This window comes from Schumannella soli (assembly GCF_006517435.1).
GTDB lineage: Bacteria > Actinomycetota > Actinomycetes > Actinomycetales > Microbacteriaceae > Schumannella > Schumannella soli.
Genome location: NZ_VHQG01000002.1, coordinates 1,400,861 through 1,425,805 on the forward strand (window position 1 = coordinate 1,400,861; position 24,945 = coordinate 1,425,805).

Annotated in this window: 20 protein-coding genes and 2 pseudogenes; 8 read left to right on the forward strand and 14 right to left on the reverse strand. The window is 72.4% G+C overall.

Annotation, left to right across the window (positions count from 1 at the left end; translation table 11 throughout):
- Positions 1-186: 186 nt before the first annotated feature.
- Both dapB and map read right to left on the reverse strand, forming a co-directional pair.
- Positions 187-1,036 (reverse strand): annotated as a pseudogene (dapB, locus tag FJ657_RS12215) (4-hydroxy-tetrahydrodipicolinate reductase); the annotation flags it as partial.
- Positions 1,037-1,121: 85 nt separating this feature from the next.
- Positions 1,122-1,895, reverse strand: a complete 774-nt coding sequence (map, locus tag FJ657_RS12220) for a type I methionyl aminopeptidase (RefSeq protein ID WP_141163870.1) — start codon at positions 1,893-1,895, stop codon at positions 1,122-1,124.
- Between the two features lie 59 nt (positions 1,896-1,954).
- Here map and FJ657_RS12225 point away from each other — a divergent pair, with 59 nt between their 5' ends.
- Entirely contained in the window at positions 1,955-2,248 is a 294-nt protein-coding gene (locus tag FJ657_RS12225) for a helix-turn-helix domain-containing protein (RefSeq protein ID WP_141163871.1), read from the forward strand.
- Between the two features lie 75 nt (positions 2,249-2,323).
- Positions 2,324-2,866: a GNAT family N-acetyltransferase gene (locus tag FJ657_RS12230; RefSeq protein ID WP_141163872.1), complete on the forward strand. Its 543-nt coding sequence runs from the start codon at positions 2,324-2,326 to the stop codon at positions 2,864-2,866.
- On the opposite strand, the gene FJ657_RS12235 is transcribed toward FJ657_RS12230, so the two are convergent.
- Both FJ657_RS12235 and FJ657_RS12240 read right to left on the reverse strand, forming a co-directional pair.
- Positions 2,854-3,456 carry a histidine phosphatase family protein gene (locus FJ657_RS12235; RefSeq protein ID WP_141163873.1) on the reverse strand — a complete coding sequence of 201 codons (603 nt, stop codon included), beginning with the start codon at positions 3,454-3,456 and terminating at the stop codon, positions 2,854-2,856. The genes FJ657_RS12230 and FJ657_RS12235 overlap by 13 nt on opposite strands.
- Positions 3,457-3,479: 23 nt before the next feature.
- On the reverse strand, positions 3,480-4,844 hold the full coding sequence (locus FJ657_RS12240; protein WP_141163874.1) for a M16 family metallopeptidase: 1,365 nt from the start codon (positions 4,842-4,844) through the stop codon (positions 3,480-3,482).
- Between the two features lie 342 nt (positions 4,845-5,186).
- Here FJ657_RS12240 and FJ657_RS17105 point away from each other — a divergent pair, with 342 nt between their 5' ends.
- On the forward strand, positions 5,187-5,774 hold the full coding sequence (locus FJ657_RS17105; protein WP_181408951.1) for a TetR/AcrR family transcriptional regulator: 588 nt from the start codon (positions 5,187-5,189) through the stop codon (positions 5,772-5,774).
- Between the two features lie 139 nt (positions 5,775-5,913).
- On the opposite strand, the gene FJ657_RS12250 is transcribed toward FJ657_RS17105, so the two are convergent.
- The gene (locus FJ657_RS12250) at positions 5,914-7,050 is read right to left on the reverse strand and encodes an aldo/keto reductase (protein ID WP_141163876.1); all 1,137 of its coding nucleotides are present in this window, start codon (positions 7,048-7,050) and stop codon (positions 5,914-5,916) included.
- 300 nt (positions 7,051-7,350) lie between these two features.
- Here FJ657_RS12250 and FJ657_RS12255 point away from each other — a divergent pair, with 300 nt between their 5' ends.
- Positions 7,351-7,881 (forward strand): YbhB/YbcL family Raf kinase inhibitor-like protein, encoded by a 531-nt coding sequence (locus FJ657_RS12255; RefSeq protein WP_141163877.1) that lies wholly within the window; start codon positions 7,351-7,353, stop codon positions 7,879-7,881.
- A 125-nt stretch (positions 7,882-8,006) separates the two neighbouring features.
- Here the strand turns inward: FJ657_RS12255 and FJ657_RS12260 are convergent, their stop codons facing one another.
- The 3 genes from FJ657_RS12260 to FJ657_RS12270 all read right to left on the reverse strand — a co-directional run bounded on the left by FJ657_RS12260 (position 8,007) and on the right by FJ657_RS12270 (position 14,019).
- Entirely contained in the window at positions 8,007-10,304 is a 2,298-nt protein-coding gene (locus FJ657_RS12260; protein WP_141163878.1) for a polyribonucleotide nucleotidyltransferase, read from the reverse strand.
- A gap of 318 nt (positions 10,305-10,622) precedes the next feature.
- Positions 10,623-11,993, reverse strand: a complete 1,371-nt coding sequence (locus FJ657_RS12265; RefSeq protein ID WP_141163879.1) for a UDP-glucose dehydrogenase family protein — start codon at positions 11,991-11,993, stop codon at positions 10,623-10,625.
- Between the two features lie 52 nt (positions 11,994-12,045).
- Entirely contained in the window at positions 12,046-14,019 is a 1,974-nt protein-coding gene (locus tag FJ657_RS12270) for a glycosyltransferase (RefSeq protein WP_141163880.1), read from the reverse strand.
- A gap of 221 nt (positions 14,020-14,240) precedes the next feature.
- Between FJ657_RS12270 and FJ657_RS12275 the strand changes: the two genes are divergently transcribed.
- Positions 14,241-14,855, forward strand: coding sequence for a DedA family protein (locus FJ657_RS12275; protein ID WP_181408952.1), 615 nt, complete (start codon positions 14,241-14,243; stop codon positions 14,853-14,855).
- A gap of 196 nt (positions 14,856-15,051) precedes the next feature.
- Here FJ657_RS12275 and FJ657_RS12280 read toward each other — a convergent pair whose 3' ends face one another.
- Entirely contained in the window at positions 15,052-15,669 is a 618-nt protein-coding gene (locus tag FJ657_RS12280) for an FMN reductase (protein WP_141163882.1), read from the reverse strand.
- 89 nt (positions 15,670-15,758) lie between these two features.
- Positions 15,759-17,165 (reverse strand): cation:dicarboxylate symporter family transporter, encoded by a 1,407-nt coding sequence (locus tag FJ657_RS12285; RefSeq protein WP_141163883.1) that lies wholly within the window; start codon positions 17,163-17,165, stop codon positions 15,759-15,761.
- A gap of 126 nt (positions 17,166-17,291) precedes the next feature.
- Here FJ657_RS12285 and FJ657_RS12290 point away from each other — a divergent pair, with 126 nt between their 5' ends.
- From FJ657_RS12290 to FJ657_RS12300, 3 genes are read left to right on the forward strand one after another with little or no spacing between them, the layout of a single operon-like run.
- Positions 17,292-19,028, forward strand: a complete 1,737-nt coding sequence (locus FJ657_RS12290) for a sensor histidine kinase (protein ID WP_141163884.1) — start codon at positions 17,292-17,294, stop codon at positions 19,026-19,028.
- Positions 19,025-19,723 (forward strand): response regulator, encoded by a 699-nt coding sequence (locus tag FJ657_RS12295; RefSeq protein ID WP_141163885.1) that lies wholly within the window; start codon positions 19,025-19,027, stop codon positions 19,721-19,723. Before FJ657_RS12290 ends, FJ657_RS12295 begins: the two co-directional genes overlap by 4 nt.
- Positions 19,724-19,761: 38 nt before the next feature.
- Complete coding sequence (locus tag FJ657_RS12300; RefSeq protein WP_219995903.1) at positions 19,762-21,846, forward strand: acyltransferase family protein; 2,085 nt, start codon at positions 19,762-19,764, stop codon at positions 21,844-21,846.
- Positions 21,847-21,963: 117 nt separating this feature from the next.
- Here the strand turns inward: FJ657_RS12300 and FJ657_RS12305 are convergent, their stop codons facing one another.
- The 4 genes and pseudogenes from FJ657_RS12305 to FJ657_RS12320 all read right to left on the reverse strand — a co-directional run.
- Positions 21,964-22,506: a COG4315 family predicted lipoprotein gene (locus tag FJ657_RS12305; protein WP_141163887.1), complete on the reverse strand. Its 543-nt coding sequence runs from the start codon at positions 22,504-22,506 to the stop codon at positions 21,964-21,966.
- Positions 22,507-22,586: 80 nt separating this feature from the next.
- On the reverse strand, positions 22,587-23,327 hold the full coding sequence (locus FJ657_RS12310; protein ID WP_141163888.1) for an anti-sigma factor family protein: 741 nt from the start codon (positions 23,325-23,327) through the stop codon (positions 22,587-22,589).
- Positions 23,324-23,830, reverse strand: coding sequence for a sigma-70 family RNA polymerase sigma factor (locus FJ657_RS12315; RefSeq protein WP_141163889.1), 507 nt, complete (start codon positions 23,828-23,830; stop codon positions 23,324-23,326). Before FJ657_RS12315 ends, FJ657_RS12310 begins: the two co-directional genes overlap by 4 nt.
- Positions 23,831-24,356: 526 nt before the next feature.
- Positions 24,357-24,945: pseudogene (locus FJ657_RS12320) on the reverse strand (HNH endonuclease signature motif containing protein); the annotation flags it as partial.

A 24,945-nucleotide genomic window follows, 5' to 3' on the forward strand; every position in this document is an offset into this window, starting at 1 on the left:
CCAGATGCCCAGCAACGGCAGCACGATCAGGGCGACGCCGAGCGCGATCGCGACCGGCTCCCCGATCGTGAGCAGCAGGATCGCGTACCCGAGCGCGAAGACCAGGTAGAGCAGCAGCAGGGCCGCCATGACGATCGCCGCGGCGCGAGCGCGCAGCAGGGCGCCGCGGCGGCGCGGGACGGCGCCGGCGCCGGCCGTGGCTGCCGGCTGCCCAGCCGGCTGACCGTGCTCGGCTGAACCGTGCTCGGCTGAACCGTGCTCGGCTGGACCGTGCGCGGCCGCCGGGTCCCGCTCGGCCGACTCAGTCATCCAGGCCCAGGATCGCGTCGAGACCGACCGTGAGGCCGCGGGCGTCGGGCAGCGCACGGAGCGCCGCGAGGATTCCGGCCTCGTACGAGCGGCCCGAGATCGTCTGATGCGTCAGGCGCAGCACCTCGCCCTCACCGCCGAACACGACGTCCTGCTGGGCGACGATGCCCGACATCCGCATCGAGTGAACGGGGATGCTCGCCACCTGCTGTCCGCGGGCCCGCTGATCGACGTGGGGGGCGGCGACCGGACCGAGCTCGGCACGGGCGGCCGTGATCAGCTCGGCGGTGCGGGTCGCGGTGCCCGACGGCGAGTCGATCTTGGTCGCGGCGTGCGCCTCGATGATCTCGACGGAGTCGAAATAGCGGCCGGCGATCGCCGCGAAGCGGGTCGCGAGCACCGAGCCGACGGAGAAGTTCGGCACGACGATGACGCCCAGGTCGGGCAGCTCGGCGAGGCGGTGGCCGAGCTTCGCGAGACGCTCGGCGTTCCAGCCGGAGGTGCCGACGAGCACCGGCTTGCCGGCGGAGAGCGCCGCCTCGACGATCGTGGGCGAGACGACCGGGACGGTCATGTCGACGACGAGATCGGCGTCGGCGAGCGCATCCAGCCCGTCTTTCGACGACAGGCGCGCCGTGACCTCGAAGCCCTCGGTGCGGTCGATCAGATCGGCGGCGAGGCCACCCAGCTTTCCGGTGGCGCCGACGACGGCGACTCGTGAGGTCATGGCGTCCAGCCTAGGCGAGCGCGGGGCGCGCGACCGGCCCAGCGAGAGGCCTCGCGGTCGGGCTCGCGGCGCCGCGCACCGACGCTCAGCGCGACGGCAGCGTCAGGATCTCGGCGCCGGTCTCGGTGATCGCGATCGTGTGCTCGGTGTGGGCCGTGCGGCAGCCGGTGGAGCTGCGCAGGGTCCAGCCGTCGGCATCCGTCACCAGCACGTCGGTGTCGGCCATGACCCACGGTTCGAGCGCGAGCAGGAGCCCGGGGCGGAGACGGTAGCCGCGGCCCGGGCGCCCGTCGTTGGCGACGTGCGGATCGCCGTGCATCGTCGAGCCGATGCCGTGCCCGCCGAACTCGAGGTTGATCGGGTACCCCTCGGCGCCCAGCACCTGCCCGATCGCGTGCGAGAGATCGCCGACCCGCACGTCGGGGCCGGCGATGTCGATCGCGGCGGCGAGAGCGCGCTGCGTGACGTCGATCAGCGCGAGGTCCTCGGCGCGAGCGGACTCCCCCACGACGAAGCTGATCGCGGCGTCGGCGGCGATGCCGTCGAGCAGCACCGCGAGGTCGAGGGTGAGCAGGTCGCCGTCGGCGAGCGCGTAGTCGTGCGGCATGCCGTGCAGCACGGCGTCGTTGACGGCCGTGCAGACGTAGTGCCCGAAGGGGCCGTTGCCGAAGGAGGGCGCGTAGTCGACGTAGCACGACTCGGCCCCGGCGTCGACGATCAGCTGCCGGGTGATCTCGTCGAGTTCGAGCAGGTTCGTGCCGACAAGGCTCTTCGACTTGAGGGTCTGCAGGATGTCGCCGACGAGGGCGCCGGTCGCGCGCGCCTTGTCGACCTCGGCCGGGGTCAGGATCTCGATCACCGGATAACTATACCGGCCAGAAAGTACCGGCCAGATAATACCGGGACTATCATCGGGCCATGGTCCGACTGCCGCTCACCCCCGCCGAACTCGAGCGTGGAGAGCGACTCGGATCCCTTCTGCGCACCGCTCGCGGCGACCGCTCACCCCTCACCGTGGCGCTCGACGCCGGCATCTCGCCCGAGACGCTGCGCAAGATCGAGACCGGCCGCATCGCCACCCCGGCGTTCCCCACGATCGCCGCCCTCGCCGAGGTGCTCGGACTCTCGCTCGACGCGGTGTGGGCCGAGGTGACCGCCGGCGAGCACCGCACGGCCGACGCTCGTGGCGCGGCGCATCCCGTCGCGATCTGACACCCCGGGCGCGTCCGGGCCACCGCGGGTCGGCACGCGTCGGCAGTGCCCGCCTGCGCGATCTAGCCTGGGATCGTGACCGACTTCCGCGAGACCGCCGTCGACGCCCCCGACGCCCAGACGCTGCTGACCGAGTACTTCACCGGTCGCGAGAAGACCTTCCCCTCGGCCCAGGGCACCTACCAGACCAAGCTCCCCGATCCGGCGGCGTTCACCGCAGATCGCGGACTGTTCCTCGTCGTGGCCGACGGGGCAGAGCTGCTGGGATGCGGGGGCATCCGCCGTATCGACGACGGCCCGCTCGGCGCGCGCTGGGAGATCAAGCACCTCTACGTGCGCGAGGCCGCGCGCGGGCGCCGGCTCGGCCGCGGCATCCTCGAGGAGCTCGAGCGCCGCGCGGCCGCGCTCGGAGCCGCCGAGCTCGTGCTCGACACGAACGACAGCCTCGAGGCGGCCGGGGGTCTCTATCGCAGCTCGGGCTACGTCACCGTCGAGCCCTACAACGACAACCCCAACGCGACGACCTGGTACGCGAAGCCGGTCGCGGCGACGCACTGGCTTCCGGAGCCCGACCGCCCGCCGTCGACCGCGTCGGGCTCCGCGGCTCAGTACGGCTGATCGACCGGGAGGCCCGTGCGCAGCTCGGCCGGCAGGTGGCCGAGGTCGTTGTGCGTCAGCAGCACCGGGGGCTTCGCCGAGCGCACGCGGATGATCGTGAGGCCGCAGTTCGCCTGGTTCACACCCATCCAGCGCCACGGCGCCGCGCCGAAGGCGTGCGCCACGAACGCGGCGATGACGAAGTTGTGGGTGATCAGCAGCTCGTGGCGGTCCTCGCGCGAGGGCGTCATCCACTCGGAGAAGGCATCCGCCATCTGCGCCTCGCCCGCGTCGATCTCCTCGGGGGTGACCCCGCCGAAGAACGACTCGAAGCTGTGCGGCATGTCGGACGAGGGGCCGGCCGGGATGCAGTCCATGAGCAGAGCCGAGGGCTCGGCCTCGAGCGAGGGCAGCCGCTCGGTCATGATCTTCGCCGTCTCCTGCGCGCGCTGCAGCGGCGAGGTGTAGGCCGCGTCGAAGGGCACGCCGCCGAGGCGCTCGGCGATCGCGCGCGCCTGACGCACGCCGCGCGGGCTGAGCGGGCCGTCGGGCAAGCCGAACTCGGCGTCGCGCTGTTCGCCATGACGCACGAGGTAGAGGAAACGGGACACGGGAGCTCCTGGAGTCGTGGGGGTCACGCGGCGGAGGGCTCGTCGCTGAGCCCGGCGATGCCGGTGAAGTCGTTCTCGGTGACGGCGCCGACCGCCGCCAGGCTGAGCGGTCGCTCGGCGAGGTCGGCGGCCAGACGCTGCACATCGGCCAGCTGCACGCCGTCGAGGCGGCGCAGGTTCTCGTCGAGGTCGAGGAACTCGCCGGTGCCGAGCTCGCTGCGACCGAGTCGGCTCATGCGGGTGTCGCTGTCTTCGAGGGCGAGGGCGGCGCCGCCGGCCATCTGGCCGCGGGCGCGCGTCAGCTCCTCGGCGGTGATGCCGTCGCTCGCGATCGTGCGCAGCTGCCCGAGCATGAGATCGACGACCTCCGGGGCGTTGCGCGGCGCGCAGCCGGCGTAGAGGCCGAAGACGCCGGCATCCGAGTAGGCCGAGGCATAGGAGTAGACCGAGTAGGCGAGGCCGCGCTTCTCGCGGATCTCCTGGAAGAGGCGGGATGACATCCCGCCGCCCAGCACCGCGTTGAGCACGCCGAGCTCGCTGCGGCGCTCGTCGGAGCCGTTGATGCCGGTCGTGCCGACGTAGAGGTTGACCTGCTCGAGCGGGCGGTCGACGACCACGAGCGCGCTGCCGCGCTCGATGCGGGCGGGGGCGTCGGGTCGGCGCGCCGCGGGCGAGGCCGCGACGTCGAGATCCCAGCCGGCGGTCCGCAGACCGCGCTCGACCCAGCCGACGAGCGCGTCGTGATCCACCGCGCCGGCCACCGTGATGACGAGCTCGCCCGGCGAGTAGTGCCGGCGGTAGTGCTGCCAGACCGCGTCGCGGCCGACCGCGCGGATCGACTCGGGGCTGCCGCCGATCGGGCGGCCGAGCGGATGCGCACCGAGCACCGCCTCGACGAAGCGCTCCCCCGCGACATCGCCCGGGTCGTCGTCGGCCATGGCCAGCTCTTCGAGGATGACGCCGCGCTCGCTCTCGAACTCCTCGGCATCCAGCACGCTCGACGTCACCATGTCGGCGAGCACCGTCACGGCCATCTCGAGGTCGAGGTCGCGCACCTTCGCGTAGTAGCAGGTGTGCTCCTTCGCGGTGAGGGCGTTGTTCTCGCCGCCGACCGCGTCGAACGCGACCGCGATGTCGAGGGCGCTGCGCTCGGCGGTGCCCTTGAAGAGCAGATGCTCGAGGAAGTGAGTGGAGCCGAAGCCGCCCGCGGTCTCGTCGCGCGAGCCGACGGCGACCCAGTAGCCGACCGTCGCGCTCTGCGCGCCGGGCACGCTCTCGCTGAGGATGCGCACTCCGCTCGGGAGGACGGAGCGCCGCACCCGGGAGCCGCCGGCGGCGGTCACGTCGAGTTCGGGCAGATCGAGCGGGAGACGGACAGCTCTGTTCATGGCCCGACGAGCCTACGTCACGCCTCCGTCACCGACCTCGGGGCGAGCCCCGGGGCGGCCCCCGAACTGGGGTCGGGATCATGCGGACAGACAGACACGTCTGTCTGTCCGCATCACGTACACTCGACCGCACGGACCGGCGGAGCGGGTCCCGTCACACCGGCCGAGGCGAGCCGGGGTCGTCCCCTCGACCCGGAGCAGTGCGTCAGTCCCGATCGGCCGGACGGGAACGCTCCGCCGACGTCCGCGAACTGGTCGCGACCGGCGCACCCGAGAGCCCGAGCGACATACCCGTCAGGATCAGGAGTGGCCGATAACCGCGGCCCGTCAGAAGGAACGCCCGTGCCGATCACCTCCCCGCTCACCGCGAGCACCCGGCCCATCGCCCCGGCGAAGCTGCGCATCCTGCAGACCGCCGACGCCCTGTTCACGTCGGAGGGCATCCGCAACGTCGGCATCGACCGCCTCATCGGCGAGTCGAAGGTGACCAAGGCGACCTTCTACAAGCACTACGGCTCGAAGGACCGCCTGATCCTCGACTACCTCGGCTACCGCCACGAGCTCGAGAACGGCCGCATCGACGAGCGCGCCGCCGGCAGCGCCGAAGGCGTCGTGCGCGCCGTCGTCGAGCTGGCGATCAGCGACATCGAGGGCGACGGCTTCCGCGGCGACCCGTTCACCAACGCCGCCGCCGAGTTCCCCGAGCCCGGCCACCCGGCCCGCGCCATCGTGCGCGAGCACCGCGAGCTGCTCGCCGAGCGCCTCGACGACGCGCTGCGCGAGCTCGGCCACCCGATGGCCGGCGAAGCGGCCGACGACCTCGTGCTCGCCCGCGACGGCGCCCTCAGCGGCGCGTTCTCGGGCGACGCGATCGCGGCGAAGAGCGCCCTGCAGCGCAGCCTCGACCGCACCCTCGCCGCCGCGAGCTGACGACTCCCGCACCGGCGGAGAGGCGAACGCACAGCCCGCCGGTGCGGTGACCTTCTTCGGGACTCCGCCCGCTGCGAGATCCCGAGCGGATCTGGAGCCGTCCGGGGTCTCGTGCGTGCGGGCGGATGACGCCGAAGCCTCAGAAGCCCTCGCTGGCCCGGTCGAGGCGCTCGACCTGCTGGCGCGTCAGCGCGAGGCCGGCCGCCTGCGTCAGGTCGAAGACCTGCTCGGGCGAACTCGCCGACACGACCGGCGCCGTCACGAGCGGCTTCGAGAGCAGCCAGGCGAGTGCGACCGTCGCGGGTGCGGCATCCCGCTCCCGTCCGATGTCGCGCAGCGTGTTGACCACGCGGGCAGCGCTGCGCGAGAAGAGCTGAGCGAGGCTGCGACCGCGCGACCCGGCGGGCAGGTCGCCGCGGCCGCGGTACTTGCCGCTGAGCGCACCGCCGGCGAGCGGGAACCGCGGCATCATGGCGAGCCCCTGCTGCGCGGCGACCGGCGCGATGTCGCGCTCGAACTCGCGCCGGAACAGCAGGCTGTACTGGTTCTGCACCGCGATCATCGGCGCGACGCCGAGGTGGGCGCAGGCGACCCGCGCCAGGAACAGCCGCTCGCCGGTGTGGTCCGAGCCGCCGAACCAGCGCACCTTGCCGGCGCGGATCAGGTCGTCGACCGCGAGCAGCGTCTCGTCGAACTCCACCTCGGGGTCGTCGATGTGCAGGTAGAGCAGGTCGATGCGGTCGGTCTGCAGGCGACGCAGCGAGGCCTCGACCGCGGCGGTGACCGCCCGCCCGGAAAGACCCGGGTGGTTGTCGCTCTTGCCCACCTTGGTCGCCAGCACCATGTCGTCGCGCACGCCGCGCGAGCTCATCCACCGTCCGATCATGGTCTCGCTGCGCCCCGAGGCGTAGGAGTCGGCCGTGTCGAGGAAGTTGCCGCCCTGGGCGCGGTAGACGTCGAGGATGCCGTCGACGATGGGCCCGTCGGCGGTCCAGCCGAAGACGTTGCCGCTGAGGGCGACCGGGAACACGCGGAGATCGGAGATGCCGACGCGGCGGCGGCGCGGGGCGAGGTCGCCGTAAACGGTCGCGGTCTGCGCCGTCGTCGGGGCCAGGCGCGGCGCGATCGCCAGCTCGCCGGTCAGCTCGTCGAGGGTCGTCGACGACGACCCGGACGGGCGCCGATCGGCGGGGGCTCCGTCGGCCGTCGAGCCCGACAGCGCTGTCGGCGCAGGTCGAGCCGGCGCGGGGACTCCGCGGTCCGACTCGTCGCTCATGCGCCTCTCCCCTGGCTCGCGAGCCGGGCACGTGATGGATGCTGTTGTTGACGCTCACGGCCCGATTGCGATGCAGGTTATCGCCGGCCTGCGACACGCCGCCGAGCGCCGCGCGGAATCGTTACCGATCCTCGACCTTCGCTGCCGAGCGCCGTCGGCGACGACGACGGGCGCGTCCGGGCCGCCGCCGACCGTTCGCCGACACCTGTCGCGGCCAGCCAGCGCGCCGTGATCCGCTCGCCTTAGCCTGGCCCCGCGCGGCCGCGCGAGGGCCGCATCCGATCGAGAGAGGATCCGCCGATGGCCAACGACCCGAACTGGCGCCTGCCCGAGGTTCCGGGCTTCGAGCTCACGAGCCCCGACTTCGAGCCCGGAGGACGCCTGCCGACGAGTGCGCGCTCGGCCATCTTCGGCGCCGGCGGCGACGACCGCTCCCCCGCGCTCGCCTGGAGCGGCGCGCCGGAGGGCACGAAGAGCTTCGTGCTCACCGTCTACGACCCCGACGCGCCGACCGGCAGCGGCTTCTGGCACTGGTCGGTGCGCGACCTCCCCGGCGACGCGACCTCGCTGCCGGCCGACGCCGGCGATCCGGATGCGGCGCTGCTGCCCGCCGGCGCGGTCACCGGCCCGAACGAGGCCGGACTGCAGCGCTTCCTCGGCGCGGCTCCTCCTGCGGGCCACGGCGAGCACCGCTACTTCTTCACGCTCACGGCGCTCGACGTGCCGAGCCTCGACGTGGATGCCGCGGCGACGCCCGCGATCGTCGGCTTCACGATGCTCGGGCACGTGCTCGGCCGCGCGCAGCTGATCGGCACCGCGATCACCGAGTAATCGCGACACCGCGCCGATCGGGCATCCCCGACTCGCGGCGCCGAGGACGCCGAAGGGCCCGACCCCGCGTGAGCGGAGCCGGGCCCCTGGTCAGTGGATCGACAGATCCGGGGCGATCCGGAGGATCAGCCCTCGGCCGGAGCCTCGGGGCCGTCCGAAGCGGCAGCGCCGCCCTCGGTGTCCGCAGCCTCGGTCTCCTCGATCACCGGGGCGAGCGAGAGCTTGCCGCGGTCGTCGATCTTGGTGATCTCGACCTGGATCTTCTGGCCGACGCCGAGCACGTCCTCGACGTTCTCGACGCGCTTGCCGCCGGCGAGCTTGCGCACCTCGCTGATGTGCAGCAGGCCGTCCTTGCCCGGGAGCAGCGAGACGAAGGCGCCGAAGGCGGCGATCTTCACGACCGTGCCCAGGTAGCGCTCGCCGATCTCGGGCTGCAGCGGGTTGCCGATCGCGAGGACCTGCGCGCGGGCCGCCTCGGCCGAGGGGCCGTCGACCGCGCCGATGTAGACGGTGCCGTCCTCCTCGATGGAGATGTCGGCGCCGGTCTCGTCCTGGATCGCGTTGATCGTCTTGCCCTTGGGGCCGATCAGCTCGCCGATCTTGTCCACCGGGATGTTGACGCTGATCACGCGGGGCGCGGTCGGGGCCATCTCGTCGGGGGCGTCGATCGCCTGGTTGATGACCGCGAGGATCGCCGTGCGGGCGTCCTTGGCCTGCTTCAGCGCGCCATCCAGAACCGACGACGGGATGCCGTCGAGCTTGGTGTCGAGCTGGATCGCGGTGACGAACTCACTCGTTCCGGCGACCTTGAAGTCCATGTCGCCGAGGGCGTCCTCGGCGCCGAGGATGTCGGTCAGCGCGGCGTAGCGGGTCTCGCCGTCGACCTCGTCGGAGACGAGGCCCATCGCGATGCCGGCGACGGGGGCGCGCAGCGGCACACCCGCGTTGAGCAGCGACAGGGTCGAGGCGCAGACGGAGCCCATCGAGGTCGAGCCGTTGGAGCCGAGAGCCTCGGACACCTGGCGGATCGCGTAGGGGAACTCCTCGCGGCTCGGCAGCACCGGCACGAGCGCGCGCTCGGCGAGGAAGCCGTGCCCGATCTCGCGACGCTTCGGCGAACCCACGCGGCCGGTCTCACCGGTCGAGTAGGGCGGGAAGTTGTAGTGGTGCAGGTAGCGCTTCTTGGTGACGGGCGACAGCGAGTCGATCTGCTGCTCCATCTTGAGCATGTTCAGCGTGGTGACGCCCAGGATCTGGGTCTCGCCGCGCTGGAAGATCGCGGAGCCGTGCACGCGCGGGATGACCTGCACCTCGGCGTCGAGCGCACGGATGTCGCTCAGGCCGCGGCCGTCGATGCGCACGCCGTCCTTGAGGATGCGGCCGCGCACGATCTTCTTGGTGACCGACTTGTAGGCGGCGCTGACCTGGCCGTTGGCGTCGGCCGGCAGCTCGCCCGCCTCGACCTTGGCGGCGACGGTCGCCTTGACGCGGTCCTTGAGGGCGTCGTCGGCGTTCTGGCGCTCGAGCTTGTCGGCGATCTGGTAGATGCCGACGAGCTCGTCGTAGGCCTCGCCGGCGACGACGTCATAGGTGGCCTGGTCGTAGGCGAGGAAGACCGGGTACTCCTGGATCTCCTTCGCCGACTGGGCGGCGAGCTCGGCCTGGGCCTTGACGAGCTGCTTGAGGAACGGCTTCGCGGCCTCGAGGCCCTGGGCCACGACGGCCTCGTCGGGCTTCGTGGCGCCGGCGCGGATGAGCTCCCAGCTGCCCTCGGTGGCCTCGGCCTCGACCATCATGATCGCGACGTCCTCGCTGCCGTCGGCGGCGGTGACGACACGACCGGCGACGGTCAGGTCGAAGACGGCCTCGGCGAGCTGCGAGTGCTTCGGGAAGGCGATCCACTGGTCGTCGCCGCCGTTCGAGCCGGGGATCAGGGCCAGGCGGATGCCGGCGATCGGACCGCTGAACGGCAGACCCGAGATCTGGGTCGAGGCCGAGGCGGCGTTGATCGCGAGGGCGTCGTAGAACTCGTCGGGCGCGATGCTGAGGACGGTGATGACGATCTGCACCTCGTTGCGCAGGCCGTCGACGAACGACGGGCGCAGCGGCCGGTCAATCAGGCGGCAGACGAGGATCGCCTCGGTCGAGGGGCGGCCCTCGCGGCGGAAGAACGAGCCGGGGATCTTGCCGGCGGCGTACGAGCGCTCTTCGACATCCACCGTCAGGGGGAAGAAGTCGAAGCCCTCGCGCGGGTGCTTGCCGGCGCTGGTGGCGCTGAGCAGCATGGTGTCCTCGTCGAGGTACGCGGCGACCGCGCCCTGCGACTGCTGGGCCAGACGGCCGGTCTCGAAGCGGACGGTGCGCTTGCCGAATCGGCCGTTGTCGAGCACCGCCTCGGCGAACTTGATCTCGGGACCCTCCATGGGTCTCTCCTTTGCTTTCCGCGATGCGCGCGGAATACCTCCAGGAGCGTGAGGCGGGAAGAACGCCGGCACGCGCGAGTGCGCGTCAGGGCCGGGCGTGGCTCTGGCCAACAGTAGAAGCGCTCCGAGCCTCAGATGCTCGGAAGACCACCACCGGTGACCAGCTTCGCGCCGGTCTGCTCCGATTGTGTGATCACCGGACGGTGACCGAGGGAAGACTAGCAGGCGCGGGTTTCCGGGGCTCGGCGACGTGCCGCGCGGGTCCGGAGCAGCCGCCGCGCCGCTCGTCGGCTGCCCGAGGCCGTCCGACCGATGCGGTCAGGCGACGAGGGCGCCGAGCGCCTGCTCGTGGCGGCCGAGGCCGCGGTAGTCCCAGCCGGCGGCGCGCCAGGCGGCCGGGTCGAGGCAGTTGCGCGCATCCAGCACCAGCCGGGCCGGCGTGGTCGCGGCGAGTGCCGCCGGGTCGAGCTCCCGGTACTCGCGCCACTCGGTGAGCACGAGCACCGCATCCGCCCCGACGACGGCGTCGGCGGCCGTGTCGACGCAGGTCAGCTCGGGACGGGCGGCGCGCACCTTCGGCACGGCGTGCGGGTCGTGCGCGACGACCTCGGCGCCGAGCAGCGCGAGCTCGGTCGCGACCGAGAGCGCGGGCGAGTCGCGGATGTCGTCGGAGTCGGGCTTGAAGGCGAGCCCGAGCACGGCGATGCGGCGGCCGCGCAGATCGCCGCCCTGATCGGCCGACGCCGCCGCGCCGGGCTCCGAACTCAGGGCCGTGCGCAGCAGCTCGACCGCGCGGTGCCGACGCCCGAGGTTGATGCGGTCGGCCTCGCGCAGCAGCGAGCCGATCGCCTCCTCGCCGAGCTCGGCGGCGCGCGCCCCGAAGGCGCGGATGTCCTTCGGCAGGCAGCCGCCGCCGAAGCCCAGACCCGCACCGAGGAAGCGGCGGCCGATGCGGGCGTCGTGACCGATCGCATCCGCCAGCAGATTCACGTCGGCGCCCGTGGCCGCGCAGACGTCGGCGACGGCGTTGATGAACGAGATCTTGAGAGCGAGGAAGGCGTTCGCGCTGACCTTGACCAGCTCAGCGGTCTCGCGGTCGGCGACGATGCGCGGAACGCCCGCGGCGAGCTGCGGCGCGTAGACCGCGTCGAGCAGGGTCTGAGCGCGCTCGGCCGCGTCCGGATCGTCGCCGACGCCGTAGACGAGGCGATCGGGACGGAGGGTGTCGTCGATCGCGTGGCCCTCGCGCAGGAACTCGGGATTCCAGACCAGCTCGGCGCGGCCGTCGAGCAGCGGAGCGAGTCGGCGCGCGGTGCCCACCGGCACCGTCGACTTGCCGACGACGAGCGCTCCGCGCGCGAGGTGCGGGGCGAGCGAGCGCAGCGCCGCCTCGACGTAGCCGAGATCCGCCTCGTCGCCGCCGAGCCGCTGCGGGGTGTTGACCGCGACGAAGTGCACCTGCGCCGTGGCGGCGTCGGCGATCTGGGTGCTGAAGCGCAGGCGGCCCGCGCTCATCCCCTCGCTGAGCAGCTGCTCGAGGCCGGGCTCGTGGAAGGGGACGCGCCCCTCGCGCAGCGCGCCCAGGCGCACCGGGTCGACGTCGATGCCGATCACGTCGTGTCCCTGCGAGGCCATGGCGGCGGCGTGCACCGCGCCGAGGTAGCCGCAGCCGATGACGGAGATGCGCATGGGATGCCTTTCGGGAGCGTCGCGGTGGAGCGGCGAGTCGCTGATCGGTCGATCAGTCGGGGATGTCGGCGACGCCGCTCGCGGTGAGCTGCACCGCCTCGGCGTGCTTGGCGGCGAGGCCGTCGCCGGCGCGGCGTCCGAGCACCTGGCGTCCGGCCCAGGGCGCGGCGTGCTGCAGAAGCCAGCGGGCGGTCGGCAGCCGCTCCCCCGGCGCGTCGGCGTCGGCGCCCACGTGCACCGCCGCATCCAGCGCCTCGAACTGCTCGGCGCCGGGGATGCCGAGCGCGGCCGCGGCGCGGTAACAGAGGGTGCGGTGCCCGATCGAGCTGAGGTGCACGCGGTCGGCGGCCCAGTCGCCCGCGTCGGCGAAGGCGCCCGTGCTCGCCACGTCGAGGAAGCGCGCGCCGGCCGCCTCGCACTGCAGCGCGAGCTCGCGGTTGAAGCGGCGGAACCGGGTGCGCAGCGCACCGAGTCCGCGGTACGGCGGCGCGAAGACCCCGACGACGAGCACGTCGGCTCCGGTGTCGCGCAGCGCGCGGATGCCCGCGCCGAGCCGCCGGGCCAGCGCGACCGGGTCGGCGCCGAGCCGCACGAGGTCGTTCGCGCCGACGAGCACGCTCACCAGGTCGGGCTCGAGCGCGAGAGCCCGCGGGATCTGCTCGTCGATGACCTCCTGGATGCGCTTGCTGCGCACCGCGAGATTGGCGTAATCGAGCGTGCGCACACCGGGTGCGGAGGGCGACGCCGCCTGGTCGCCGCTCGCGAGCAGCGAGGCGAGCCGGTCGGCCCAGCCGCGCCACTGCCCGGCCGCCTGCCGCGACGCGTCGCAGAGTCCCTCGGTGAGCGAGTCGCCGAGGGCGACGTAGCGCGCCCACCGCCGGTTCGGCACCCGGCTCGGCACGACCGCGCCGCGCTGCTCGCGCACATCGTCGTAGTGCTCCAGCAGCTCGTCGCCGAGACGTTCCCAGGTGCGGGCCGCGACCGAGGCGCGCGCCGCATCCGCGAAGGCCCGCCGCTTGGCGGCGTCGCCGGTCAGGTCGGCCACGCGGGCGCGCAGGTCGCCGAGGTCGCCCGGCTTGTAGAGCCAGCCGGTACGGCTCGACTGCACCAGGTCGAGCGGGCCGCCGCGACCGGTCGCGACGACGGGCACGCCGCTCGCGAGCGCCTCCTGCACCGTCTGGCAGAAGGTCTCGTGCTCGCCGGGGTGCACGAAGACGTCGAAGGAGGCGACCGTGCGCGCGAGATCCTCGCCCGAGCGGAAGCCGAGGAACACGGCCTCGGGCAGCGTCTTCTCGAGCAGCGCGCGGCTCGGGCCGTCGCCCACGATCACGAGCCGGACGCCGGGCATCCCATGCAGCGCGGCCAGATCCTCGACCTGCTTCTCGGGCGCGAGTCGGCCGACGTAGCCGACGAGCAGCTCGCCGTGCGGCGCGAGCTCGCGGCGCAGTCGCTCGTCGCGCCGGTGCGGGGCGAAGAGCTCGCCGTCGACGCCGCGCGCCCACAGCTTGACCCGCTCGACGCCGAGCGACTCGAGCGAGGCGATCGCCGCCGACGAGGGCGCGAGCGTCAGATCCGCGGCGTTGTGCAGCTTCGCGAGGTGCCGCTCGAGCAGCCCCTCGGTCGCCGGCATGCCGTACTTGGCGGCGTAGCCGGGGATGTCGGTCTGGTAGATCGCGACGCTCGGCACCCCGAGCGCCTCGGCGGCGCGCAGGCCCTGCCAGCCGAGCACGAACGGCGCCGCGAGGTGCAGCACGTCGGGCCTGAAGTCGGCGAGCGCCGTCGTCAGCGTGCGGGTGGCGGCGAGCGCGACCCGCACCTCCGGGTATCCGGGCCACGGCAGCGAGCGGTAGCCGGTGAAGCCGGCGCCGTGCAGGCGGCCGGTCTCGAGCGGCGTGCGCCCCGGACCCGGGGCGAGCACGAGCGCCTCATGGCCTCGTGCCTCGAGGTGCTTCAGCACCCGCAGCATCGAATTGGTGACCCCGTTCATCTGGGGCAGGAACGATTCGGCGACCAGCGCGACCCTCACGGCTCCCAGAGTCGCGGACGACGCGGCCGCCGACGGGCCGATCGGGGCCCCGGCACCCAGGCTTCGCCGAATGGATGCCGAGTCGACCCCGACGGGTCGCCACCATGTCGCCGGATGCGGGCCAACCGCGGGTTCCGCCGCGGAATCCGGGGCGCGTCGCGGTGCGGGCGAGCGCGCCGGGGCGTCATCCGCCGTTCACCCGACCCGGCGACGCTGAGCGCGTGAGCGAACCGTGGATGACGGAGCTGGCCGCCTCGCCGTGGCTGCTGCCCGCGCTATTCGCGCTCGTGGTCGCCGACGCCTTCGTCGTGGTGCTGCCGAGCGAGACCCTCGTCGTGGCGCTCGGGTCGCTCGCGGAATCCACCGGCTCGCCGTCGCTGTGGGCCGTCATCCCGATCGCGGCGCTGGGCGCGGTGATCGGCGACAGCGCGCTGTTCCGGCTGGGTCGACGGGTCGGTCTCGACCGCTGGGGCTGGATGCGCCGCGGCCGCGTCCGCGCCGCGCTCGACCGGACGCGCGCGACGGTGCGGAGCCGGCCGGCCGTGCTCGTGTTCACGGCGCGCTACATCCCCTTCGCCCGCATCGCCGTCAATCTGACGGCGGGAGCGTCGGGTCTCGCCTCTCGGCGATTCCTGCCGCTGTCGATCGCGGCCGGAATCGGCTGGGCGTTCTACAACGTCGGCATCGGCGCCGCGTTCGGGGCGCTGCTGCGCGACCAGCCCCTTCTGGCCGTGGGCTGCTCGGTCGTGGTCGCGATCGTCGTGGGATTCACGATCGACTCGATCGTGTCGCGGTGGAGCCGGCGGCGGGACGCGGCGCCGCGGTCGACGGGCTGACCCCCGAAGACGGGCTCATCCCCTCGGCCGTCAGCGCCGAATCACTGCTGATCCGACGGCAACCCGATGGCCATCGGCTCCTGCGCGGAGGGGCGCAGGCCCCGGATGCGGCACCGCACTCCCCTGACGGTGCCGCATCCCGGGCGCGGAGGGCGGTCCGGCCGTCGACGCGGACCTCCGCGACCGCACGAGCGGCTCAGGCCCGACGCGCCGCCGTGCTCGCCCCGCTCGGGTCGAAGCCGAGCGGCACCGCGAGACGGTCGGCGGGGGCGACGCGACGCGAGCGGCGCACGGCCTCGGCGAGATCCGCGCCGGCACGGTCGATGCGCTCGCCGAGCACGTCGTCGCCGCCCCAGTCGGCCGAGGCCGCGTAGACGGCCGTGGGCACGGCATCCGCGCGCAGGTAGGCGAAGAGCGGGCGCAGCGCGTAGTCGATCGCGAGCGAGTGGCGCTCGGTGCCCCCGGTCGCGCCGAGCAGGACGGGCATGCCGCGCAGCGATTCGGGGTCGAGCACGTCGATGAACGACTTGAAGAGTCCGCTGTAGCTCGTCGTGAAGATCGGCGTGACCGCGATGACGCCGTCGGCGGCGACGAGCCGGTCGATCTCGGACTGCAGCTTCGCGCTCGCGAAGCCGGTCACGAGGTTGTTGGTCACGTCGATCGCCAGGTCGCGCAGCTCGATCACGTGCACGTCGACGCTGTCGCCGTCGAGGGCGAGCTCTCGCGCGGCGGCCTCGGCGAGGCGGTCGGCGAGCAGGCGGGTCGACGAGGGCTGCGAGAGTCCGGCGGAGACGACGACGATCGAGCGGGACATGGCTGGCTTCCTTTCGAGCACTCCCCGCCACGACGACGAAGGAGGTCGATGCGTTTGCATCGACCTCCTCAACCGTCACCCGACCGTCGCTATTCCTTGCGACTCGAACCCGATCCCGCCGTTACCGCCGCGACCTCCTCTTCGTCGGTGAAGTCGTTCACGGCCGTGTGCGGATCCGCCCGCGCGAAGCGGGCCTCGTCGAAGGGCTTCGCCCCGTGCAGCACCTCGCGCACGCGCTGCGGATCGACCTGCCGGGTCCAGGTGCCGATCAGCAGGGTCGCGACCGCGTTGCCGGTGAAGTTCGTCAGGGCGCGCGCCTCCGACATGAAGCGGTCGACGCCCACGATCACGCCGACGCCGTTGACCAGGTCGGGCCGGTAGGTCTGCAGACCCGCCGCGAGCGTCGCCAGCCCCGCACCCGTCACGCCGGCGGCGCCCTTCGAGGCGATGATCATGAAGACCAGCAGGCCGATCTGCTCGGGGATCGCCAGCGGCGTCCCCATCGCCGTCGCGATGAAGAGCGACGCCATCGTCAGGTAGATGGCCGTGCCATCCAGATTGAAGGAGTAGCCAGTGGGCACCGTGATGCCGACCACCGACTTGCTGACGCCGACGTGCTCCATCTTGGCGATCAGCCGCGGCAGGGCGGCCTCCGACGACGAGGTCGCGACGATCAGCAGGTACTCGCGGGCGAGGTACTTCATCAGCAGGAAGATGTTGACCCGGGTGACCAGGAACAGCAGCCCGCCGAGGATGACGACGATGAACAGGATGCACGTCACGTAGAACGCGATCATCAGCGTCGCCAGCCCCAGCAGCGCGCCGGCTCCGGTGTTGCCGACGACAGCCGCGATCGCCCCGAAGGCGCCGACCGGCGCGAGCCACAGGATCATGTTGAGGATGCGGAAGACGAGCGTCTGGATCGAGCGGATCGCATCCAGGATGCCGGTGCCCTTGTCGCCCATCGTCTGCAGCGCGAAGCCGACGAGCAGCGCCACGAGCAGGGTCTGCAGGATGCTGCCCGACACGAGCGACGACACGAGGGTCGTGGGGATGATGCCGAGGATGAAGTCGCTCGTCGTCGTCGCCTCCTTCTGGGAGTCGTCGACCTGGTACTCGGCCGTCGAGAGGTCGAGGCCCTCACCCGGGTGGATGATGTTGCCTACGACGAGGCCGATGCCGAGCGCGAAGGTCGACATCACGAGGAAGTAGACGACCGCGAGCCCGCCGACCTTGCCGACGGTCGCGGCCTTCGCGATGCTGCCGACGCCGAGCACGATCGTGCAGAAGATGACCGGCGCGATCATCATCTTGATCAGGTTGACGAAGGCCTTGCCGATCGGCTCGAGGCCCTTGGCGAAGTCGGGCGCCAGGATGCCGACGAGCGCGCCGGCGACGACCGCCACGATGACGGCGATGTAGAGCCAGTGGTTCTTCTCGATGCGGCGGAGGCCGCGGCGGGGTCCGCCTGTGGGGGACGATAGCGTCGTTGCCATGTTCCGGTGATTCCCATCCGGCTGCGACGACGTCGTCGCGGCCCTGGAGTGACAAGGTGATCGCCCCAGGGTGGCGACGCCGCGAGCGCCGCGGAACTTGTGTTCATAACGGTTTCAGGAGCGACGATGCCCGCAGCGCGCACGAGCGACACCCGCCCGCCGCGGGCGATCAGCATCGCCGCGCGCGTGTTCTGGGTGCAGCTCGCGGCCGCCGTGCTCATCGCCGGCGCGCTGCTGGCCGTGCTGGCCGTCGACGCGCAGAGCTCGGCCGAGCGCGACGCCGCTGAGACCTCGCTGTCGGTCGCGCGCACGGTCGCGGTCGATCCGCGGGTGCGCTCCGAGGTGGATGCGCCCGACGCGACCGCGCAGCTCGAGCCCTATGCGCTCGAGCTCGTCACTGAGGCGGGCGTCGACTTCGTGACGATCATGACGCCCGACGGCATCCGCGTCACGCATCCGGATCAGAGCCAGATCGGCAAGCCGTTCCAGGGCACGATCGGGCCCGCGCTGAAGGGCCGCGAGCTGACCGAGACCTTCACCGGCACCCTCGGGCCCTCGGTGCGCGCCGTCGTTCCGATCGAACGCGACGGCGTCGTGGTCGGTCTCGTGTCGGCGGGCGTGACCACGACGAACGTGGGCGCGATCGTGGCCGGCCGACTGCCCTTCGTGCTCGGCGTCGCCGCCGCCGTCGTGCTGGTCGGCGCGATCACCGCACTCGTCGTGCAGCGCTCGCTGCGGCGGGTGACGGGCCGGATGGGCCCGGCGGAGCTGCGGCGCATGGTCGGCTACTACGAGTCGGTGCTGCACTCGGTGCGCGAGGGCCTCGTGCTGAGCGACCGCGAGCACCGGGTCGTGCTCTACAACGACGAGGCCGCCGAGCTGCTCGGGCTGCCGCCGGCGGGGACGGTGGCGCTGCCGGCGAGCGCCGCCGCACTCGGTGTCGGGCCGGCGGTCGCGACGCTCATCGACGAGGGACGCCGCGCCGTCGAGGAGACGCACCTCGACGGTGCGACGCTGCTGCTGGTGAACCAGGAGCCCGCCGAGGCGGCGCCCGGCTCCCCCGCCGACGCCGGCGGCTCGGTCATGACGCTGCGCGACCAGAGCCGGCTGCAGCAGCTGATCGGCGAGCTCGACTCGACGCGGGGCATGCGCGATGCGCTGCGCGCGCAGGCGCACGAGCACGCCAACACCGTGCACACCCTCGTCGCGCTGCTCGAGCTGGGCCGAGTGGAGCAGGCGATCGAGCTCGCCTCGGAGTCGACGCGCACGAGCCAGGAGCTGGCCGATCGGATGCTCGCGACCGTCGACCACCCGGTGCTCGGCGCGCTGCTGCTCGGCAAGACCGCGCAGGCGAACGAGCGCGGCGTCGAGCTGACCGTGACGGCCGAGCCGGGCGCGGTTCCGCCGCTCGGAGCCTCGGCTCTCGTGTCGGTCGTCGGCAACCTCGTCGACAACGCGATCGACGCGGCGCTCGCCGCGGAGGCGCCGCGCACGGTGGCGGTCATGCTGCGGCGGACGGGTGCGCGGCCGGAGCCCGGCGCCGGTGCGGACTCGGGCGGCGCTGCGGACGGCGCCGCGGTCGGCACCGGCGCGGACGCTGTCGAGCTGCGCGTCGCCGACAGCGGCCGCGGCATCCCCGCCGACCGCCTCGACGCCGTCTTCGACCTCGGGGTGACGAGCAAGTCGGATCCGGGCGGAGCGCACGGCAACGGACTCGCGGTCGCGCGGGCCGCCACGGAGGCGGCCGGCGGCGAGCTGCGCTTCGAGGTGGATGCCGACGGCGCGACGGCCTCGCCGACGACGGCGATCGCGAGCTTCCCCGACGGCACGCGCCCCGCATCCACGGCAGGATCGTCCGCATGATCCGCGTGCTCGTGGTCGACGACGACCTGCTCGCCGCCGAGGCGCACTCCGCCTACGTCGGCCGCGTCGACGGCTTCGAGGTCGTCGCCGTCGCGCACAGCGCCGGCGCGGCGCACGCGGCGCTGACGACCGTGCACCCCGGCGGGATCGATCTGGTGCTGCTCGACCTGACCCTGCCCGACGGGCACGGCCTCGAGCTCGCGCGACGCCTGCGAGCCGAACGGGTCGGCGTCGACATCATGGCGATCACCGCGGTGCGCGACCTCGAGGCCGTGCAGACCGCGGTGTCGGTCGGCGTGACGCAGTACCTCATCAAGCCCTTCGGCTTCCCCGCGCTGCGCGAGCGGCTGGAGCAGTACCGGGCGTTCCGCGACGGGCTCGCCGGGGCCGACGCGGCGACGTCGCAGGGCGAGGTGGATGCGCTGCTCGCGCACCTGCGCCCGGCCCACGCCGCGCCGCTGCCGAAGGGACTCACCGCGACGACGCTCGACGCCGTCAGCCAGTCGCTGCGGCAGGCGGCCGAGCCGCGGTCGGCGAGCGAGACGGCGGCCTCCCTTCAGCTCTCGCGCGTCACCGCGCGGCGCTACCTCGAGCACCTCGCCGAGATCGGGCTCGCCCGGCGCTCGCAGCGCTACGGGACACCGGGCCGCCCCGAGGTCGCCTACGCGTGGAGCGGCGCCGCCGTCGGCAGGTAGCGTGGACTCCTATGACTGTCGCCGAAACCCGAGAATCCGTGAGCTCGCCGGCGACCGCTCGCCAGGCGGAAGTGCGGCTCGAGATCCAGGTGCTTCGTGCAGTCGCCGTCGTGGCGGTCGTGCTCTACCACCTCTGGCCGAATCGAGTGCCGGGCGGATTCGTCGGAGTCGATGTGTTCTTCGCCATCTCAGGATTCCTCATCACCGGCCATCTCCTGCGTGACATCGATCGACAGGGCCGGGTGCCGCTGGGACGGTTCTGGTCGGCTCGCGCGCGACGCCTGATCCCCGCGTCGCTCACCACCGTGCTCGTGACCACCATCGCCGTGCTGCTGATCGTGCCGCAGACGCGATGGGCGCAGTTCATGCAGGAGTTCATCGCCTCGACGTTCTACGTGGAGAACTGGACCCTCTCGGCGAACGCCGTCGATTACTCGGCCCAGACCAACAGACCGTCTCCCGTGCAGCACTTCTGGTCGCTGTCGACCGAAGAGCAGTTCTACATCGTCTGGCCGCTGCTCTTCCTCGTGGCCCTGCTGATCGCCCGCCGACGACTGCAGGCCCATCGGCGCGTGCTCTTCGCCGTGCTCTCCGTGGTCGTCGCCGGGAGCTTGATCGCATCCATCGTGACCACGACGGCCGACGGCGCGGCCGCGTACTTCTCGACCTTCACCCGAGCATGGGAGTTCGGGCTCGGCGGCCTGATCGCGTTCGCGCCGCCGCCGAGCCGCCTCCCTTCAGCCCTGCGAACGGTGCTCAGCTGGATCGGATACGCGGCGATCGGCGCGGCCCTCGTGCTCTACAGCGACACGACGCCCTTCCCGTCGTACACCGCTCTGCTGCCGGTTCTCGGCACGCTCGCGGTGATCGTGGCAGGCATGCCGGCAAACGCCTACGCGATCACGCCCAGCATCGCGGGGCGGTTCCCGCCTGTCCGATTCGTCGGCGATGTGTCGTACGGGGTCTACCTCTGGCATTGGCCGCTCGTCGTCCTCGTTCCCTTCGCGACCCACGCGCCGCTGATCGGAGTGCAGAAGGCGGCGATCCTGGGGGGATCGCTGCTGCTCGGGTGGCTGTCGAAGACCGTCATCGAGGATCCGATTCGAACGCGGAGCGTCTTCGTACGGCGACGTCCGAGGTGGACGCTGCTGGCGACGCTGGTCGCGATGCTCCTGGTGGCAACGCCGAGCGCGATCGCTCTCGGATCGGTGTCGCGGCCCGGAGGTTTCATCATCGGCGCGGACCAGCCCTGCGCCGGCGCCGCCGCTGTGGTCGATGACAGCTGCGCAGACCGTTCCCCGTCGCGGCCGCTCTCGGAGTTGGCCGACTTCGCGTTCGATCTCCCGGTCTCTCCCTACATCGACTGCACGTCCGGGCTCGATGTCGGTATCGCCCCCGGCCACTGTCGACTCGCGGATCCGCCGTCGCCGACAGCACGGGTCGCGCTCATCGGAGACTCGCACGCGGTACGCCTCTTCGAACCCGTCACCAAGGTCGCGCAGAAGCAGGGATGGCGTCTGGACGTCTACTCGCAGACCGGCTGTCCGCTCATCGCGGACCGCCCCATGCTCGCCCTCTGGGGAAGCCCGCAGTCGCAGGTCGTCCAATGCGCCGACAACTCGACCGCCTTGGTCGACGAGCTGGTCGCGGAGCACGACCTCGACGCCGTGATCGTGACGAACCGTACGCGCCTCTACTCCCCTGGCGATGACACGGTTGCGGGGCTCTCCGCCGCCGACGTCGAGCCGGCCTTCCAGAAGCTGCTCGCGGCCGGCATCCGCGTGATCGTCGCCAAGGACGCCCCGGGTACGGAGGCGCTGCCGACCCAATACGGCGAGGGCGCGCCCGACTGTCAGATTCGTCTCGGAGTGGACGCCGAAGCGTGCCGGATGCCGTTCTCCGCCGTGCGGGATTACGCAGATCCGATGGTCGAGGCCGCCAACGCCACGGGGGCGTCGGTGCTCGACCTCGACGACGTCTACTGCGACTCGACCTGGTGCCACCCGTATCTCGGCGGAATGGTCGTCTACAGCGACAGCAATCATCTCTCACGCTCGTTCGCTCTGACGCTGGTGCCGACGTTGAACACCCGACTCGGCGAACTCGTCCCCGCGCGCACCTGACCGACGTCGGCGCCGACGTCGCTCCGCCCGGACCCCGCGGTCAGGGCTTCACGACGCGAGCCCCGCACCCCACTCGCAGAGGCGCGGGGCTCTCGCCGCCGACTGACCGTGAGCGGGTCAGCCGCTGATCTTGGTTCCGTCGGGCGCGAGCACCCACCAGACTCCGCCGACGCCCTGGCCGGTGGTGTCGCCGGCGGCCTTGTCGGCCGCGTAGTAGTACAGCGGCCAGCCGTCGAGCGTGAGCTGCTTCTCGCCGTCGGTTCCGGTGATGGTGCCGATCTTGCCGGTCACGCCATCCACCTTCGGGCTGTCGGAGTCGGCGTGCACGGCGGGCCACGCGGCGGCGCACTGACCGGAGCAGGCCGAGCTGGTGGCGTTCTGCGTGTCCTTGTCGAACATGTAGACCGTCATCTTCTCGCCATCGACGACGATCGTGCCGAGGCTGCTGTCGGCGGTCGTGAGGGCCGCGGTCGCATCGGCCGACGAGTCGGATCCGGAGTCGGCGGAGCTGTCGTCGGCGGGCGCCGAGCTGCTGTCGCCGGAGCTGCTGTCGCCCGAGCCGGACGGCGCGGAAGTGCAGCCCGCGAGCGCGAACAGGGTGATCGCCGCCGCCGCGAGCGGGACGAGGGTGAGTCGGGAACGGGGGATCCGGGTGCGCATCGTCGACGCCTTTCGTGAACCGGTGGGCCGCGGATGCGGTCTCAGGGGGTAGACGAGACCGGCGCCCGAAAGGTTCAGGATCAGCTCGGATCGGCGCCCAGCAGCTCCTGGCCGGAGGGCAGCGCACGCACCTCGACGCGGGCGATCTCGGCGCGCGCGAGCGCGGTGGCGGCTGTCAGGTTCACGTCCTTGCGGCTCGTGACCTTCCAGGTGGAGACCTGGCTCTCGTCGCCGTCGCGGTCGACGACGTAGAGGCCGTAGACCCAGCCGTCCTTCGGCGGACCCGCCGCATCCGCGCCGTACGCGCAGTCCATGTCGATGCGGGTGCCCCAGCCGACGCTCGTCAGCCGCACGCTCGCACTGAGCGCGGTGGTCGGCAGGGTGCGTTCGAGGGCGATCGGCGCTGACGTCGACGGGGTGCCGAGCTGTGTGACCGCGAGCGGCACGGTCACGAGCAGCGCGATCGCGGCGGCCGCGGCCAGCACGAGTCCGACGCGACGGCGCCGACGACGCCGGTCGCGGGCGACGACGAGCGAGAGCAGATCGGCAGGCGGCCCGTTGGCGGTGGATGCGGAGAGTGCGGGGGCCGGTGCCGGAACCGGCACGCCGGAGTCGGCCTCGCGCCCGATCGACGCGGCCTGCTCGACGCTCAGCCGCGACAGCAGTCCCGGCATCGGCGCGAGCTCGGCGACGGCGGCACGGCAGCGTTCGCAGGTCTCGAGGTGCGCTTCGTACTCGCGGCGCTCGCTCGGCGGCAGCGCACCGAGCACATAGCTCGCATCCCACTGGGCGAGGCGCTCGTGATCGTTCGGGTCGGTCATCGGGTCACTCCCCTCTCCTGCAGTGCGAGCCTCAGCGCTCGCAGTCCATAGTGCAGCCGCGACTTGACTGTGCCCTCGGGGATGTCGAGCTCGCGGGCGACCTCGGCGATGCCGCGGCCGCCGTAGTACGCGTGCACGACCACGCTGCGGTGCTCGGTGGTCAGCGTCGCGAGCGCCCCGGCGACCAGCAGCGATTCGAACAGCTGGTCGGTGCGGTCGGGCTCCCCGCGCTCGGGCGGCTCGTCGACGGCGAGCTCGTGACGCTGACGGGCGCTGCGCGCGTTGTCGATGACGAGGTTGCGGGCGACCTTCATCATCCAGCTGCGGGTGCTGTCGACCTCCTGCTCGAGGATGCGCTTGCTGCGCCAGGCCCGCAGCAGCGTCTCCTGCACGATGTCGTCGGCGCCGACGGGGTCGCCCGTGAGGTGCACGACGTAGCGCCACACGACCGCCGCGTGGGCGTCGTGCAGCTCGCGCAGCTTCGTGGCGTCGTCGACGGTCATGGCACCTCCATCCTGGTCAACGGGATAGCACGCGAGCGGGTTCACCGCGATCCCGCATCCACCGCACCCCCGTTCGGGGGACGGTGGCCGAGCTCGCGCTCGCTGCGGCGGCAGTCGCGGTCGCGGTCGCGGTCGCGGTCGCGGTCGCGGTCGGACGGTGGCCTTCATCGGCGACTCTGCGGCGCGCGCCGTCGCGGGGCCCGCTCGGTTGACGACAGCTGGCGCTGGGTGACGCCGACCACCGGCGGGTGACGTCGACCGGGCGGCCTTGCGCGGAGCGATCGGACTGCGACTCGGGGAAGCACGGACCACGAGGTCACAGCCGCCGAGCCCTCGATGGCGGGGCCGCCGACCGCGCACTCAGAAGGGCGCGATGTCAGCGTCGACGCAGTCGACCGCGTCGTCAGGCATCACGAAGATCCCCGGCCGGTAGCGCGCGCACGCAACAGATTCGGGCGGAGCGGGCGGAGCGGGCGCACCGAGTCGACCGTCCGCCTCCTCGGGCGGGTCGTCGAGTTCGGCCGGGCGGAGCCGGGCACGTCGGATGGGGTGTCCCCGTGGCACGAACACGACCGGTGGGGCGGGGGCGTCTTCGCAATAGGTGCGCCCCGTCGGGGAAGTCCATTCCAGGATCCCGCCCGGATGCTGTTCCACCCGCCAGGGCGTGAACTGCTTCATCGAATGATGCTGCTGACACAAGTGCGCGAGGTTCGTCAGAGCTGTCGGGCCGCCGAGGGCGGCGTCGATCGTGTGGTCGAGTTCACAGCGGATCGCCGCCTGCCGGCATCCGGGGAAGCGGCAGTGCAGGTCGCGGGCGCGCAGGTGACGGCGTTGTTCGAGAGAGGGCCGGTGCCGGTCGACCGCGATCGCGGTCCCGTCGACCGGATTCGTGAGCAGGCGCGTCCACGACGAGGTCTCGCCGGCAAGATAGCGCGCGGTCCCGGCATCGATCGGGCTACGGCCAACAAGGTCGGCGGGGTTCTCGTCCCCACCGAGGAGCGTCAACGCGGACACAGTCACCTGCACGTGCGCACGAATCGCCCCCAACACACCCGGCCCGTCACCGTGAACGGTCGGATCGAGCGCCGGCGCCCCGGCGAGGATCAGGTCCGCGA